The following is a 15,936-nucleotide window of genomic DNA, read 5'->3' on the forward strand; positions in this document are numbered from 1 at the left end:
CCCCGGGCGGGGGCACGGAGGCCGTCGTCCGGTTGCCGGGGGCGCCGATTCCGCCGCCGGGGTGGACGGGTGCCGGGGAACCGTGACCGGCACGCCGGCGCGGGAGTTGTGTCGGGGCTCGGGGCTCGGGGCTCGGGGCTCGGGGCTCGGGGCTCGGGGCTCGGGGCTCGGGGCTCGGGGCTCGGGGCTCGGGGCTCGGGGCTCGGGGCTCGGCGGCGTGGACGTCCGGGCTCCGGGGGTGCGGCGGTAGGCTCGCGGTCATGGCCAGCCATCCACTCGCTGTTCCTGCCACGTCGGCCGGGCAGGAGGGACTCGACGCTTTCCTCGCGCAGCCCGAACGCGCCGTCGTCGCACTCGACTTCGACGGCACGCTGGCGCCGATCGTCTCCGACCCGGCCCGGGCGTACGCCCATCCGGAAGCCCTTCCCGTACTGTCCCGGATCGCCCCGGCACTGCTCGCGATCGTGATCGTCACCGGACGGCCGGCGGCCGAGGCCGTACGCCTGGGCGGCCTCCGCGACAACCCGCCGCCGAACCTCACGGTCCTCGGTGCCTACGGTGCCGAACGGTGGGAGGGGCGCACCGGCGACCTGGAGATCCCCGAGCCCCCGCCCGGCGTCGCCGCCGTCCGCGCCGAACTCCCCGCACTCCTCGTGGAACTGGGTGCGCCGAGCGGCACGGCGATCGAGGACAAGGGCGGGGCGCTGGCGGTGCACACGCGCAACACCGAGCGGCCTCAGGAAACGTTCGACGCGCTCACCACGCCGCTCCAGCAGCTCGCCACGCGGCACCGGTTGGTGACCGAGCCCGGGCGTCAGGTGATCGAGCTGCGTCCACCCGGCGTCCACAAGGGGACGGCGCTCACCGCCTTCGTCGAGGAGAAGGACGCGTCCGCGCTCCTCTACGCCGGCGACGACCTCGGGGACCTGGAGGCGTTCGCCGCGGTCGAGCGGCTCCGCGACGCCGGGGTACCGGGGGTGAAGGTCTGCAGCGGTTCCGACGGCACGGGCGACACCGTCCCCGCACTCGCCGAGAGGGCGGACGTGCAGACCACGGGCGGACCGGCGGGCGTGCTCGCTCTTTTGGGCGCGCTGGAGGAGCGACTCGCCTCTTCCTGACTCCCCCGACCATCCTTGACTTCAATTTCAGTTCAAGTTGAAGACTCTCCTCAACGGGCGCTCGATACGCGTCCGTTTGGACACACCCTCTGAGGTCAGGAGAGATCCATGCCCGTCCCCACCGCCCCGGCCCCTTCCGCCTCCACCCTTGCCGCGCCGCGTCCCCTCCGGCTCGTCGTGATCGTCGGCAGTGTGCGGGAAGGACGGTTCGGGCCGACCGTCGCCGACTGGTTTCTCAAGGAGGCCGTCGAACACGCGGGCTTCGAGGTCGACACCGTCGACCTCGCCGAGGCGGAGTTCGCGCCGCTCGTCAGCACTCCCACCTACGCCGGAGAACTCACACCGGCGGCCGACCGCGTACGTGGGGCACTCTCGGCCCGGCTCGCCGCGGCGGACGCCTTCGTCGTCGTCACCCCGGAGTACAACCACAGCTTCCCCGGAGCGCTGAAGAACACGATCGACTGGTTCGGGGACGAGTGGTACGCCAAGCCCGTCGGCCTCGTCAGCTACGGCGGAATGGCCGGCGGGCAGCGCGCGGCCGAGCACCTGAGGTCGGTCTTCGCCGAACTCCATGCGGTGACGGTGCGCGAGACGCTCAGCTTCGTCGACGCGTGGAGCCGCTTCGACGAGCACGGCCTCCCGCGGGACCGCGCCGGTACCTCGGCCGCAGCGGCCTCCCTCCTCGTGCAGCTCGAGTGGTGGGCCTCGGCGCTCAGGGAGGCGCGCGACCGCACCCCCTACACCGTCAACTGAACTCCTGAACAGCGACGTTGCCCTCCGCGGGGTCCGGCCCCCGGCTGCCGCGGAGGGCACGCCCCGGCGCAGGCTCCCGACTGGCAGGTGCCGGGTCGTATCGTCGGGTCCATGAGCGACGTGGTGGTTGTGGACGAGATCTCCGACGAGGACGTAGACGAGGTACTGGCGCTGGTCGACGAGGCGGCGCGGAAGGACGGGCAGGCAGCCGTCTCCGAACAGGGAAGGCTCCGCTTGCGCGGCGGACGCCAAGGGGTCCGACACCTGCTCGTGCGGGAGGGCGGCAGGCTCGCCGGCTATGCCCAACTCGACGGCACCGACCCGGTGGAAGCGCCCGTCGCCGAGCTCGTCGTGGGCCCCGCATTCCGCGGGCGCGGGTACGGGCGGAAGCTGACCCGGGCGCTCCTCGACACCTCGGGGCAGCGCTTGCGCATCTGGGCGCACGGAGGCCACCCCGCGGCGAGGCACCTCGCCCAGTCGGTCGGGCTCAAGCTCTTCCGCGAACTCCGCCAACTGCGGCGACCGCTCGCTCCGGAGGGCACGAGCGATCTGCCCGAGCCCGCGATCCCCGAAGGGGTCACCATCCGCGCCTTCGAGCCCGGAGCCGACGACGCGGCGTGGCTCGCCCTCAACGCCACAGCCTTCGCCGACCACCCGGAGCAGGGCAGCCTCACCCAGCGGGACCTCGACGAGCGCAAGGGCGAGCCCTGGTTCGACCCGGCGGGCTTCTTCCTCGCCGAACGCGAGGGCGAACTCGTCGGGTTCCACTGGACCAAGGTGCACCCGCAGGAGGGGCTCGGCGAGGTCTACGTCCTCGGCGTCGGGCCGAACCAGCAGGGAGGTGGCCTCGGCCGTGCACTCACCGCCGTCGGCCTGCGCCACCTGGAGCGGGACCGGCGGCTGCCCACCGCGATGCTCTATGTCGACGCGGACAACGGGCCGGCCGTCGCCGTCTACGAGCGCCTCGGGTTCCGCACGTACGAGACGGACCTGATGTACCGCACCGAGAACTGAACCGCCTGTCAGCACAGGCATGTTCGCGGGTGCCCGTACGCGGCGAGCGTGCGGGCACCGGCCGTCAGCGCTGCGCTCGGCGACCGGCCACGTCGGCTTAACCGGTGGTTCACCCGTGCTTGCGATGCTCGCGGCATGCGCCGACGCCCGACCGAAGCCGCCCGCCGCGCAGCCGTCGGCCGTGCCCTGTACCCGGTGCCCGGCAGTGCGGTTCGGCGGAACAATGGAGAGATGAGCGAGCCAGCCTCCCGCACACCGCAACCCTCCGTCGGATCGCTCGCGGCCCAGCGCCCCGCGCACCGCATGCCACTCCAGGGGTCGGCGATGGAACGCCCGCCGCTCGACCCGGAGATCGACTCCGACGCCGGCCTCTACGCCGAGGGCGAGGAGCCGGAGGCCGAAGGTCGGGACCTCCCACCCGGGCGCTTCCTCGACCGGGAGCGGAGCTGGCTCGCCTTCAACGAACGCGTCCTCGAACTCGCCGAGTCCGCCGGGACGCCGCTCCTGGAGCGCGCCAACTTTCTCGCCATCTTCGCCACCAACCTCGACGAGTTCTTCATGGTCCGCGTCGCCGGGCTCAAGCGGCGCATCGCGACCGGCGTCGCCACGCGCAGCGCGTCCGGGCTCCAGCCGCGCGAGGTCCTCGACCAGATCTGGACGCGCACCCGCACGTTGATGGCGCGCCACGCCGCCTGCTACCAGCAGGACGTCGCGCCCGCGCTCGCCGACGAGGGCCTGCACTTCATACGCTGGACGGAGCTCACGGAAAAGGAGCAGGACCGCCTCTTCACGCTCTTCCGGCAGCAGGTCTATCCCGTTCTGACCCCGCTCGCCGTGGACCCGGCGCATCCCTTTCCCTACATCTCGGGACTCTCCCTCAACCTCGCCGTCGTGGTGCGCAACCCCGTCAGCGACCACGACCACTTCGCACGCGTCAAGGTGCCGCCACTGCTGCCGCGCTTCCTGGAGGCGTCGCCCCAGCGGTACGTCCCGCTGGAGGACGTCATCGCCGCGCACTTGGAGGAGCTCTTCCCCGGAATGGAGGTCCTCGGGCACCACATGTTCCGTGTCACGCGCAACGAGGACCTCGAAGTGGAGGAGGACGACGCGGAGAACCTCCTCCAGGCCCTGGAGAAGGAGTTGATGCGCAGACGGTTCGGGCCACCCGTCCGCCTCGAGGTCGAGGAGTCGATCGACCCGTACGTACTCGACCTGCTCGTACGGGAGTTGAAGATAAGCGATGCCGAGGTGCATCCGCTGCCGGGCCCGCTCGACCTCTCCGGACTCAGCGGTATCGTCTCCGCACTCGACCGCCCGGAGCTGAAGTACCCGAAGTTCGTGGCGGGAACGCACCGGGACCTCGCCGAGGTGGAGTCGTCTTCGGCGCCCGACATCTTCGCGGCCCTGCGGCAGCACGACGTCCTCCTCCACCACCCGTACGACTCCTTCTCCACCTCCGTGCAGGCGTTCCTGGAGCAGGCGGCAGCCGACCCCGACGTGCTCGCCATCAAGCAGACTCTGTACCGGACCTCGGGCGACTCCCCGATCGTCGACGCGCTCATAGACGCAGCCGAGTCGGGCAAGCAGGTGCTCGTCCTCGTCGAGCTGAAGGCGCGCTTCGACGAGCAGGCGAACATCAAGTGGGCCCGGAAGCTGGAGGAGTCGGGTTGCCACGTCGTCTACGGGCTCGTCGGGCTGAAGACGCACTGCAAGCTCTCGCTCGTGGTGCGGCAGGAAGGCGAGACCCTGCGCCGGTACGCGCACGTCGGCACCGGCAATTACCACCCGAAGACGGCGCGGCTCTACGAGGACCTCGGGCTCCTCACGGCGGACCAGCAGGTCGGGGCCGACCTCTCGGACCTCTTCAACCGCCTCTCCGGCTACTCGCGCCGTGAGACCTATCGGAGACTGCTCGTCGCTCCCCGCTCGCTGCGCGATGGGCTGGTCTCCCGTATCCACCGCGAGATCGCGCACCAGACCGAGGGCCGCCCCGCCGGAGTCCGCATCAAGGTCAACTCGATCGTCGACGAGACCGTCGTGGACGCTCTGTACCGGGCGTCGCGGGCCGGAGTGCCCGTCGACGTGTGGGTACGGGGCATATGCGCTCTGCGGCCCGGGGTGCCAGGGCTCAGCGAGAACATCCGGGTACGCAGTGTCCTCGGCCGATTCCTCGAACACTCGCGGGTCTTCTCGTTCGTCAATGGCGGAGAGAGCGAAGTCTGGCTCGGCAGCGCGGACATGATGCACCGAAACCTCGACCGCCGGATCGAGGCTCTCGTGCGCGTGACCGATCCGGCGCACCGCGCCGCGCTCAACCGCCTCCTGGACGACGGCCTCTCCGACGCCATGGCCTCTTGGCACCTCGGCCCCGAGGGCGACTGGATCAGACACGCGCACGACGACCAGGGACAGCCGCTTCCCAACGTGCAGGAGGCGCTGATCGAGCGCCGACGGAAGCGGCGCCTCGCGGGGGCCTGAGGCAAGGACGTTACGGACCGAAGTGAACGGGGGGCGAACGGTGGGGAGTTGGCTCGACAGGCGTCCACGCTGGACCGTCCCGAGCTTGCGGGACGGGGACCCGGCGGTGAGTGCTGAGTGCGTGCTCCTCCCGTACGAGGGCGCTGAGCGGAGATCGAGGAAGCCTGTGCCGGCTTGCGCCCGTGTCTGTCGGCCGAGAGGCGTTCCGTCGCCGGAAAGCTGCGAAGGCGTGCGACGGGTGGACAAAAACGGTGGTGCGGTGAGGGGGCCGGTGTGGGCAGCGGGAGCACGAACACCAGCGGCATGCGTGCCGGACCCGACGTCCGCCCTCCTCGCGGCGACTCCTCTCGCACGGGGCCCGCTACGGCAGCAGAGGTCGTCGGCGCCTACCTCAACAGGCATGCGGCCGAACTCCTGCGAGGACTGAGGCAGTACGCCGAGTCCACCTCCGCGACATCGGGACGCGAACCGGGCAGCCGCACCACACGCCCGGCGCGCATCCCGGCGCACCGCACGACGTCCCGCCGTCCGGAGCAGTCCGGAAAGCCCGCTGAACGCTCCGGGACAGGGCGTCTGCCTTCCGGCGCACCCCCGCAGCAGGGCGAGGGGAGCGACGGGCCCAACCCGCCGCCCGGCGTGCGGCTGCCGGGGCGGACCGCCCACGTCGTGGACCGACGAGCCGTGCGTGGAGAAGGGGTCGCCGAACCGGACTTGCGTGCCGCCGCGGACGGCTGCGATTCGGATGGCGCGGAGTCCGGGCCTCGGGCAGCGGAGGACGCTGGAGAAGTCGGGTCCGAGGCTGCGGCGTACCGACCGAGCGCGAGCGAGGAGAGCACCGGGCCCGAACTCCGGGCCCGTGCAGAGCAGTCCGCGTTCCGACCGCGTCAGCACAGCGGCACCTCCGGCCCACCACCGTCCGACCGCCGAAGCCACAGGCCCCTCCGCCCCGAACCTCCGGCAGCGGGCGCCGAACGACGAGGCGACCCACCGCCTCAGCGAGTGCCTGCCGCTGAACACACCGCACCCGTCGGCGAACCGCCCACGAGCCTCACCGACCGGGCCGATCCGGTGTCCGAAGCCGCCCACCGGATCGCCGCCGCGGCTCGCCGCCTCGACGTCGCGCTCGATGCCCATCGACCGCTCCTCGGCGCCGAGTGGGCCGACCACCTCCGGGCCGACCTCGGCTGGCTCGCCACCACGCTCTCGTACGAGTACGTCCTCGGCGCCCGCCTCGACCGCCTCCTCGCCGCACTCCACCGGCTCACCGACGGAGAACCCCGTGCCAGGGGCGCCGGCGCGCTCGCGGCCGGGGCGGCACGTGCAGGCGCGTTGCTGGAGCGTCGCCTCACCCTGGCCAGGACGAAGGCACACTCGACAGCGCTGCGGGCCGCCGGCTCTGCGCGTTTCCACGCGGTCGCCGACGCGGTGGCCGTCCTCGCCTCCGAACCGCCGCCGGACTCCGCGCCCGGCGCACACCTGCCCGCGAGCGCTCTCTCCACTTCGCCGGCCGTCGAGGACGTGCGCCGCCGGCTCTGCGTCTCGCTCGCAAGCCTCGCTTTCCCCGAAGCGGGCGCGCAGCGGAGCTCGGCAGGCAGTCTCGTCGGCGGGGCCGAGCAGGACGCCGCTTGGGAGAGGGCGAGGTTGCTGCTGCGCGCGCACAGGTACGCTCGTGAAGTGCTCGCAGAGCCCGCCCGTGCGGGCGCTGCTCGCGAGGCGCCACCCACCGGGCCCGGAGACGACCTGCTCCGCGACGCCTCCCGCGTCCTCGACCGTCACCACGAGGCGTCCGAGGCCGCGGCCTGCGCGGCGGAGGCCGCGGAGACTCCGCGGATCGCCCCGGCGACGGCGTACGCGCTGGGCGTGCTCCACGCCGACCAGCGGCACGAAGCCACCGCAGCGCGACGGGCGTTCGCACGACTGTGCGCCGCACCGGGCGGGTTGACCGGAGCCTCGCAGGGCGCCTCCGGCGCGAGCGGAGACCATACGTGGGACGAGGACGACGGGTGCGTCTGAATCCCCCGCGGTGTCGGCTGTCCGGTCAGCCGGCACCCGTTCGAGGAGAGGAACGGCGTGGCAGTGGAGACCATCCGAGCAGCAGGTTGTGTGCTGTGGCGGCATCCGACGGGAGGCGAGGAGATCGCGCGTGCGGAGCCCGCCGGGGGAGCCGCCGCACTCCAGGAGGGCGTCCCGGAGCAGAGGACGGACGCCGTCCCTCCCCGACTCGATCCCGCGGCGATCGAGTTGGCCCTGGTCCACCGCCCCAGGTACGACGACTGGTCGTTCCCCAAGGGGCATCTCGAGGACGAGGAGCAGGACGATCCGCTCCGGGCCGCACTCCGGGAGGTCCTTGAGGAGACGGGCTTCACCTGCGAACCCGACGCCCCGCTCACGACGCAGCGCTACCGCGTCGGCCCCCGCCCCAAGGAGGTCTACTACTGGGCGGCCGAAGCCTCGGGCGGCATCTTCGTCCCCAACGAGGAGGTCGACCGTCTCGTCTGGCTCCCGCCTGCCGAGGCCCGCGCCCAACTCACCCATGAGCAGGACCGCGAACTCGTCGACGAACTCCTCTTCTCTCTGCGGGGACGAGCCGCCACACCCGCCGAGCCCGCCTGAGTCGGGCTCTCCGGCGCACCGGCGTCGAAGGGCGGCTTCCGACGCCGGTCCCTCGGCACCGGGTTGCTCGGAGGCTCCGGAGCGGCCCTGGGCACCGCACCACGCGTTGCCCAGGGGCGTCGCTGCCCAGGTGTGGCCCGGCTCTGTCACGGCCCGCACTGAGGCTCGAAGTCTGCGCAGCCAATGAGTGCGGGGCGGGGTCCTGCCCGGAACAGCACCGTGCGCTGCACGCTTCGGCTTCCCGCCTGCCCGAATCCATCGGAGCACGCCCGCTCTCCTGAGCCAGTGACGCCACCGCCCGCCTCGCGCTCGCGCACTACTCTCGGGAACCGTCAAAGGCTCCCCCTTGCACGCGCCCTCCACCGAGAGACTGCTGCTCAGCCTGCCGGGGCCAACGCACTCCAGCGCACGGTCACCTCTCCCTGCCGCCAACGCCCAGGCCCGTCCACGACCGGCCACTGCTCGGCGAGCGCCTCGACAGCCCGCATCCACCGCTGCCGGACGCTCAACGCACCGTAGGGAGCAGCCACGTTCCAGGCCCGGTCGAAGTCCCGGAGGAACCGGTGGACAGGCTCGCCCGGCAGGTTCCGGTGGATGAGCGCCTTGGGCAGCCGCTCGGCGAGGTCCGAAGGCGCGCCCAGCGAGCCGAGCCGCGTCGCGAAGGTGACGGTACGGGGGCCCTCCCGTCCGAGCGCCACCCACACGTGCCGTCGCCCGATCTCGTCGCAGGTCCCTTCCACGAGCAGACCATCCGGCGCCAGCCTTCCGCACAACCGCGCCCAGACGGCCGCGACCTCCTCCTCGTCGTACTGCCGCAGCACGTTGGCGGCCCGGATCAGCAAGGGCCGTCGTCCCTCCGGCACGGGCAGCGGTACCTCGAATCCCCCGAGGTGAAAACCGAGTCCCTCCCGCGCGAAGGGCAGGGCGTCGGTCACACGCCCCGGATCGATCTCCACGCCGTAGACCTGCACGTCGCGACGGACAGCGCGGAGCCGTCCAAGGAGTTCGACGGCCGTCCAGGGCGCAGCTCCGTACCCGAGATCGACGGCGATGGGCGGCGGCCCGGACCTGCGGAAGGCCGAAGCGAGGCTGACGGCGATCCAGCGGTCCATTCTGCGCAGCCGATTGGGATTGGTGGTACCGCGGGTGACGGAGCCCACGGGGCGGCTGCGCGAAGTCATGGGCCGAGCGTACGGCCGCGAGTCGGGGCGACGACGTCATGTCACGATTGGGCAAAAGAGGCCGGGCCCGGAAATGGGAGGCGCTGGTTCCGCTGTTGTACCGCGAGGGGCGGCAGCAGGTCGTCTTCTCAGGCGGAAGTGGAGACCGCAAGGAGGCAACCGCATCGTGAGCCAGTACGTGTCCCGGCTGGCGGCGACTGCCGGCCGCAACAGAAGTCGCGGCCAGCAACCCAGGCTGCGGCTTCCGGGTTCCCGGCGCCCTCGTCGGATCGCCATGTTCAGCGTCCACACCTCGCCGCTCCACCAGCCGGGCACCGGCGACGCCGGCGGCATGAACGTCTACATCGTGGAGCTCGCCCGCCAACTCGCCGCCCAGGGCGTGGAGGTCGAGATCTTCACCAGGGCCACCAACGGTGCGCTTCCACCGAGCGTCGAGCTCGCGCCCGGCGTGCTCGTACGCCACATAGACGCCGGCCCTTACGAGGGTCTCTCCAAGGAGGAGCTCCCCGCACAGCTCTGCGCATTCACCCACGGAGTCATGCAGGTGTGGGCCGACCACAGCTCCGGCTATTACGACCTCGTCCACTCCCACTACTGGCTCTCCGGTCACGTGGGTTGGCTCGCCTCCCAGCGCTGGGGCGTCCCGCTCGTCCACGCGATGCACACGATGGCCAAGGTGAAGAACGCGGCACTCGCCGAGGACGACACCCCGGAGCCGGCCTCCCGCGTAATCGGAGAGACGCAGATAGTCGCCGCGGCGGACCGCCTCATCGCCAACACCGAGGAGGAGGCGGCCGATCTCGCGCACCATTACGCCGCCGACCCTGCCCGGACCGCGACGGTCCACCCCGGTGTCAACCTGGACACCTTCCGCCCGGCGGACGGTCGCGCCGCCGCTCGCGCCCGCCTCGGCCTCCCGGCAGATGCTCTGATCCCGCTCTTCGCCGGCCGGATACAGCCGTTGAAGGCGCCCGACGTGCTTCTCCACGCTGTCGCACTCCTCGTGTCGGAAGCTCCGCACCTGCGGCGGCAGCTCGTCGTGCCGATCGTCGGCGGGCCCAGCGGCAGTGGGCTGACTCGTCCCGAGCGGCTGCAGAAGTTGGCCGCTCGACTCGGCGTGGCCGACCTGGTGCGCTTTTGCCCGCCGGTCGGCCAGGAGCGCCTCGCGGACTGGTACCGGGCAGCTTCGGTACTGGTGATGCCTTCGCACAGCGAGTCCTTCGGGTTGGTGGCGGCCGAGGCGCAGGCCTGCGGCACACCTGTCGTGGCCGCCGCGGTCGGCGGCCTTCCCGTCGTGGTGCGGGACGGAGCGAGCGGCTTCCTGATCGACGGCCACGAACCGGCCCAGTACGCGAGCGCGCTGCGCCGTTTCGTCGAGCAACCGGGGCTCGTCGACGCCATGGGGGCGGCGGCGGCACGGCACGCAGCCGGGTTCGGGTGGGACGCGGCCGCCGGCGCGACCGCCGAGGTGTACACCGCCGCACTGCAGGACAGACAGCGTCGCCTACGCTCCCGGCTCAGGTGAGGTGTGCGCCGCGCAGCGACGCACACCCGAACGAGACGACGTGGGCGCGGTGGCGGATGTCCCGCGCCGGGTGGCGAGGTGAGACGGCGATGACCGACCGACGCGAAACACCGAGTGGAACCGATCCCGACAGCGGACCCGAGCAGCGCCGACGTGCAGGTACTTCGACGGGTACCACCGCGACGCCGACGCAGGAGAGCGCCTGCGCGGTGATCGAGGCGGCGCTCGCCGAGGCGGAAGTGGAGTGGGAGCACCCCAGGCCCGGCACATACGTCGTCACTCTCCCCGGTACTCGGAAGCTGTCGACGACCTGCGCGCTCTCCGTCGGGCGGCACTCGTTGTCGGTCAACGCCTTCGTGGTCCGTCGTCCCGACGAGAACGCCGCAGCCGTCCACCGCTGGATGCTGGAGCGCAACACCCGCCTCTACGGTGTCGGTTACGCGCTCGACAGGCTCGGGGACGTCTACCTCGTCGCGCGACTGCCGCTCGCCGCGGTGACCCCGGACGAGGTCGACCGACTCCTCGGCGCGGTCCTCGAGGAAGCCGACGGCTCGTTCAACTCCCTGCTGGAGATGGGTTTTGGCAGCGCTATCCGGCGCGAGTACCGCTGGCGCACTTCGCGCGGTGAGTCGACGCGCAACCTGGAGGCGTTCTCGCACATGTTCGGCGAAACCGACGACGAGCGGCCAGAGGCCGGCTGAAGCAGAGCCGGCCCCATGGGCGCCCCGCCCTCGCCTCCGCCACCCCTGTGCGAACGAGTCCCTCCCGGACGCGACTCCCTCGTCGGAGGCGACGGGCGGACCACTTGGAGTGCGGTGGGCCACGGAGTTGTCTGGCGCGATACAGCCCCTCCGGCCGCGGGACCGCGGCATGCCGTTTCCGTGCACGTGAACCTCCAGGTGAGCCGGCGAGATCGCAGAGCGCGCTGCCCGACCATGCTGCGACTCCGTTGCGCGGAAGCCGGTCCTGTTCCGGCCACATCTCCTCGGTCGAGGCGGTGGAGAGCTGAGGGGAAGCGGCACATACCCGACGCATCCGGAGCGAGCACGAGCAGCGCAGGGCCGGTACGCCCCGTGAGCCTTCGACGGCGCGTCGGGGAATCAACCGGAATTCGCTGCCTGCTTGCTGATTTCTGGCTGAAATCGGACGTGGTTCTCGGCGAGGACGCGCAGGCTTTTTCGCGGGCGGCCGTCCGGCCACCCCGCAGCCGCGTCGGTCGGCTGCGTGCACGGAACGGGGGACGGTCTGGTGCTGCTCCACTGCCTGCACAGGCTCAAACGCTGCTTCGCCAACGGCCGGAAGCCGAGCAGGACTTCAACGCTCTGTTCGGTCAGTCCGCACGCTCACGGCGGCCGCTGGGGGAGTGCTTGGCTGACGGCTCTCCGGTCGAGCGGGCGATGCGGTCGGCCCGCCGGGCGCTCCCTCGCGCGACTGACCGGGCACCTTGCGAAGAAGCAGTGCGTAACCGACCGCCGCGAGCGTGCCGATCAGTGCACTGATGCCCCAGAGCGTCCGGGCTCCGGCGGTGTCGATCACCAGGCCGCTCAGGAGCGGTGTGCCCAGCGCGGCAACCGACCAGGAGAGGCTGAACATCCCCTGGTAACGCCCGCGTCCATGGGTCGGAGAGAGCGCGACCACCAGCCCCATCTGCGTCGGCGAGTTGACGATTTCACCGAGCGTCCAGACGACCACTGTGAGCGCGTAGAAGGCGACGGACCCGGCGAAGGCGCCGAGCCCGAACCCGTACCCCAGCAGCAACGCCGAGACGACGAGCAACCGCGCAGGGTCGCGGTGCTCGATGAGCCGGGTGACGGGGATCTGGAGGGCCACGATCAGTACACCGTTGAGGGCGATCACAGATCCGAAGTCGCTGCTGTCGAAGCCCTGTTGGCCCATCGCGACGGGAAGGGCGACGAACGCCTGCTGCAGGAGCGTGGCGAGCAGCAGGTTGAGTCCCACGACGGCCATGAAGCGCCCGTCCCGCAGGACGCCGCGCATCGACACGGTCGGCGCACCGTCCTGTTCCGGGCCCGTGCCGGCGCCGCCTGTCCCCTGCATCCGCTCGGGGCGGGACTCCGGCAGCTTCACCCAGACGACGAGTGCGCAACCGAGGACCAACGCGGCTTCCGTGAAGAAGAGCAACTGGTAGCTGTACTGCGCGATGAAGCCGGCGCCGGCGGAGGAGAGCGCGAAACCGAGGTTGATGGCCCAGTAGTTCAGAGCGAAGGCTCTGATGCGGTCGCCCGGTGCCACCACGTCGGCCATCATCGCTTGAACCGCCGGCCTCGAACCGTTGGTCGCCATACCCACCATGCCGGCCACCAAGGCGATGGCGACGGGGTGTTCGACGAACGCGAGTGCCGCCACCGAGGCGGCCGTCGCGAGCTGTGCGACGAGCATCGTCGGCCGTCGACCGAGCCGGTCTGTGAGCACCCCGGCCACCAGCGAGGCGACGACGCCGCCGAAGCCGTAGAGAGCGCCGACGAGACCCGCGTAGGAGGCGGAGTAGCCGCGTTCGACCGTCAGATAGAGGGCGAGGAAAGTCGAAACGAACGCTCCGAGTCGGTTGACCAGCGTGCTCGTCCAAAGCCACCAGAACTGGCGCGGCAGCCCGCCGACGCTTTCGGAGACCGCACGTGTCACAGCGATCGGGAACACACGTCCTCCGTGGGAGAGCAGGGGCAGGGTGCGGCCCGCAGCCCCCGGGTCGGGGCCGGGCGTAATCAGCGGAATCGGCTGTCAGCCGTTACGAGCCGCTCGGCACGCTACGGCCGACCCCCGTGCCGGCTCCAACGGATTGACGGTGCAAGGCAATTGGGGCCGCAGATGCTTGAGGGCCGGCTCATGCCGCTGGAGAACACGCAGCCCCCGCACGGAGAAGCGGGGCGCCGCACGTCTCCTCGAACCGTCAGCGCCGCGCTGCTCCTCGCCGATCTTGTGATTGCCCGGAGACCCCCACTGACCGCCACCGCGACCGGGTACGGCAGCGGTCTCGCCCCACGGGGCACGCAGTAGGCTCGGAGCCATGGCCGACGCACCGTACAAGCTGATCCTGCTCCGCCACGGCGAGAGCGACTGGAACGCCAAGAACCTGTTCACCGGCTGGGTGGACGTCAACCTCACGGCGCAGGGTGAGAAGGAGGCGGTCCGCGGCGGCGAGCTGCTGCGTGAGTCCGGCCTGCTCCCCGACGTCGTGCACACCTCGCTGCTCAAGCGCGCCATCCGGACCGCCCAGCTCTCCCTCGAAACGGCGGACCGCCACTGGGTTCCGGTGCACCGCTCCTGGCGTCTCAACGAGCGTCACTACGGCGCCCTGCAGGGCAAGGACAAGGCGGCGATCCGCGAGGAGTACGGCGAGGAGCAGTTCATGCTCTGGCGTCGTTCCTACGACACGCCTCCGCCCGTGATCGAGGACGGTTCGGAGTTCTCGCAGAGCGACGACCCTCGCTACGGCGACATCCCCACCGAGCTGCTGCCGCGCACAGAGGCCCTCAAGCAGGTCGTCGACCGCATGCTGCCGTACTGGTACGACGGAATCCTCCCGGACCTTCTCACGGGCCGCACCGTCCTCGTCGCAGCCCACGGGAACTCGCTCCGCGCACTCGTGAAGCACCTCGACCGCATCCCGGACGACGAGATCTCCGGCCTCAACATCCCCACCGGCATCCCGCTCTTCTACGAGCTCGACGAGCACTTCCAGCCCGTCAAGCGAGGCGGAACCTATCTCGACCCCGAGGCTGCCGACGCGGCTGCGAAGGCCGTCGCCAACCAGGGCAAGAAGTAGTCGCCTTCTTCCCCGCCGCGCCCCGCGGCGGGGAAGGCCGCCCACGGCGGCGCGGAGCAGGCCGCCGCCGGCCCGAAAACCGACAGCAACCGCCCCCGCCCTCCGCGCAAGACCCCAGAAGCAAGCACTTCGACGCAACTGCGCCGCTCTGAAGGCGCGTGCCCTAGCAGTACCCCCCGCACTGGCAGGGCCCACCCGACTGGCAGCCGCAGCCGCACCCTGAGCCGCATCCGCACGCCCCCAGCAGCGGCAGCGCCGAATGCTCCCCGCCCGGCTGGGGCGCGGACGGTATCTGCTCCGGTGCCCCGGTTGTCGTAGCGGACTCGGACATGGCTGCCTCCTGGAGTTCTCGCTGGTGAACCCTGCGTCAGCTACGGCGCGTTCCGGCTGTGCGGTGCGCCGGGTGACGCGAGGACGCCGCAACGACGACCACGCCGCCGCAGCACACGATGGCGAGCGCCGTACCGCGCAGACCTACTCCATTCGACGCCCCACCCCCGCGGGCGCATCAAGGGGCGCGCAGGAGCACGCTCCCGCAACCGCCCTCCGGCCCCACTCGGCCCCTCAACTCGGTCCCGTATGCAGCGCGTTCCACGGAATCCGCGCGCCGTCGGTTCGTGCGGGCGTCCGTGAGCGGAGCTCTCACGCGCCTTCGACCGGCGCGGTCCCGTCCCCGTGCGCTCCCGCGGCGTCCAACTCGTCGGCGTGCTCGCCCGTCACGAGGTAGACGACCCGCCTCGCCACGGAAACGGCGTGGTCGGCGAACCGCTCGTAGTAGCGCCCGAGGAGTGTGACGTCCACGGCCGTCTCGATGCCGTGCTTCCAGCGGTCGTCCATGAGGTGCTGGAAGAGCGTCCGGTGGAGCAGGTCCATGGCGTCGTCGTCCTGCTCGAGCTGCAGCGCCTGGTCGATGTCCTTGGTGACGATCACCTCCGCGGCCTTCGCCATCAGCCGCTGTGCGAGCTGCCCCATCTCCAACAGCGTCGCCTGAAGATCGACGGGGACGGGGGACTCGGGGAAGCGCAGCCGCGTCACCTTGGCGACGTGCTCCGCGAGGTCGCCGGCCCGCTCCAGGTCGGCACTCATCCGCAGTGAGGTCACCACGATCCGGAGGTCCGTAGCGACGGGCTGTTGGCGCGCAAGTAGCTGTATCGCGCGCGACTCCAGGTCCCGCTGGAGATCGTCGACCTTCTCGTCGGCGGCGATCACGCTCTCCGCGAGATTCAGGTCGCTGTCGAGCATCGCCGTGGTGGCACGCCCCATGGCGGAGCCGACGAGTCGTGCCATGTCGACGAGGCCGTCGCCGATCGAGTCCAGCTCCTCGTGGTACGCGTCCCGCATTGCCTTCTTCCTCGCCTTCCGTGGGCTTCCCTCGGTGAGCACCCGCGTGCGACCCGGTGCCGCAGAGAGCCGGGTTCAAAGGGCCTACGCTCCCACGTTGGTCCCCCAACGAGACCAGAGCAGCCCCCG

General features: G+C 71.3%; 12 protein-coding genes. 9 read left to right on the top strand and 3 right to left on the bottom strand.

Annotated elements, in window-relative coordinates:
* Positions 1-260: 260 nt before the first annotated feature.
* The 6 genes from otsB to F603_RS0127810 all read left to right on the top strand — a co-directional run bounded on the left by otsB (position 261) and on the right by F603_RS0127810 (position 7,976).
* Positions 261-1,118: a trehalose-phosphatase gene (gene otsB / locus F603_RS0127785; protein WP_019549202.1), complete on the top strand. Its 858-nt coding sequence runs from the start codon at positions 261-263 to the stop codon at positions 1,116-1,118.
* Positions 1,119-1,226: 108 nt separating this feature from the next.
* A complete protein-coding gene (locus tag F603_RS0127790; protein ID WP_019549203.1) occupies positions 1,227-1,871 on the top strand; it encodes an NADPH-dependent FMN reductase in 645 nt (214 codons plus the stop codon).
* 111 nt (positions 1,872-1,982) lie between these two features.
* Positions 1,983-2,885 (top strand): mycothiol synthase, encoded by a 903-nt coding sequence (gene mshD, locus F603_RS0127795; protein ID WP_026328772.1) that lies wholly within the window; start codon positions 1,983-1,985, stop codon positions 2,883-2,885.
* Positions 2,886-3,116: 231 nt separating this feature from the next.
* A complete protein-coding gene (locus F603_RS0127800; RefSeq protein ID WP_019549205.1) occupies positions 3,117-5,363 on the top strand; it encodes an RNA degradosome polyphosphate kinase in 2,247 nt (748 codons plus the stop codon).
* Between the two features lie 999 nt (positions 5,364-6,362).
* A complete protein-coding gene (locus tag F603_RS33090) occupies positions 6,363-7,376 on the top strand; it encodes a CHAD domain-containing protein (RefSeq protein WP_019549206.1) in 1,014 nt (337 codons plus the stop codon).
* 57 nt (positions 7,377-7,433) lie between these two features.
* Entirely contained in the window at positions 7,434-7,976 is a 543-nt protein-coding gene (locus F603_RS0127810) for an NUDIX hydrolase (protein WP_026328773.1), read from the top strand.
* Positions 7,977-8,353: 377 nt separating this feature from the next.
* Here F603_RS0127810 and F603_RS0127815 read toward each other — a convergent pair whose 3' ends face one another.
* A complete protein-coding gene (locus F603_RS0127815; protein WP_019549208.1) occupies positions 8,354-9,088 on the bottom strand; it encodes a hypothetical protein in 735 nt (244 codons plus the stop codon).
* A 235-nt stretch (positions 9,089-9,323) separates the two neighbouring features.
* On the opposite strand from F603_RS0127815, the gene mshA reads away from it, so the two are divergent.
* The gene (gene mshA, locus F603_RS0127820; RefSeq protein WP_026328774.1) at positions 9,324-10,682 is read left to right on the top strand and encodes a D-inositol-3-phosphate glycosyltransferase; all 1,359 of its coding nucleotides are present in this window, start codon (positions 9,324-9,326) and stop codon (positions 10,680-10,682) included.
* Positions 10,683-10,891: 209 nt separating this feature from the next.
* Positions 10,892-11,383 (top strand): YbjN domain-containing protein, encoded by a 492-nt coding sequence (locus tag F603_RS0127825; protein WP_019549210.1) that lies wholly within the window; start codon positions 10,892-10,894, stop codon positions 11,381-11,383.
* A gap of 613 nt (positions 11,384-11,996) precedes the next feature.
* Here F603_RS0127825 and F603_RS0127830 read toward each other — a convergent pair.
* Positions 11,997-13,340 (bottom strand): MDR family MFS transporter, encoded by a 1,344-nt coding sequence (locus tag F603_RS0127830; protein WP_019549211.1) that lies wholly within the window; start codon positions 13,338-13,340, stop codon positions 11,997-11,999.
* Positions 13,341-13,707: 367 nt separating this feature from the next.
* Between F603_RS0127830 and F603_RS0127835 the strand changes: the two genes are divergently transcribed.
* Positions 13,708-14,466: a phosphoglyceromutase gene (locus tag F603_RS0127835; protein ID WP_019549212.1), complete on the top strand. Its 759-nt coding sequence runs from the start codon at positions 13,708-13,710 to the stop codon at positions 14,464-14,466.
* 642 nt (positions 14,467-15,108) lie between these two features.
* Here the strand turns inward: F603_RS0127835 and phoU are convergent.
* Positions 15,109-15,807: a phosphate signaling complex protein PhoU gene (phoU, locus tag F603_RS0127840; RefSeq protein WP_019549213.1), complete on the bottom strand. Its 699-nt coding sequence runs from the start codon at positions 15,805-15,807 to the stop codon at positions 15,109-15,111.
* Positions 15,808-15,936: the final 129 nt, after the last annotated feature.

This window comes from Streptomyces sulphureus DSM 40104 (assembly GCF_000381025.1).
GTDB lineage: Bacteria > Actinomycetota > Actinomycetes > Streptomycetales > Streptomycetaceae > Streptomyces > Streptomyces sulphureus.

What these genes read in the sequence shown, in the direction of transcription:
- otsB (WP_019549202.1), top strand. Translation starts at nt 261, where the DNA reads ATGGCCAGCCATCCACTCGCTGTTCCTGCCACGTCGGCCGGGCAGGAG.
- F603_RS0127790 (WP_019549203.1), top strand. Translation starts at nt 1,227, where the DNA reads ATGCCCGTCCCCACCGCCCCGGCCCCTTCCGCCTCCACCCTTGCCGCG.
- mshD (WP_026328772.1), top strand. Translation starts at nt 1,983, where the DNA reads ATGAGCGACGTGGTGGTTGTGGACGAGATCTCCGACGAGGACGTAGAC.
- F603_RS0127800 (WP_019549205.1), top strand. Translation starts at nt 3,117, where the DNA reads ATGAGCGAGCCAGCCTCCCGCACACCGCAACCCTCCGTCGGATCGCTC.
- F603_RS0127815 (WP_019549208.1), bottom strand. Translation starts at nt 9,088, where the DNA reads ATGGACCGCTGGATCGCCGTCAGCCTCGCTTCGGCCTTCCGCAGGTCC.
- F603_RS0127835 (WP_019549212.1), top strand. Translation starts at nt 13,708, where the DNA reads ATGGCCGACGCACCGTACAAGCTGATCCTGCTCCGCCACGGCGAGAGC.
- phoU (WP_019549213.1), bottom strand. Translation starts at nt 15,807, where the DNA reads ATGCGGGACGCGTACCACGAGGAGCTGGACTCGATCGGCGACGGCCTC.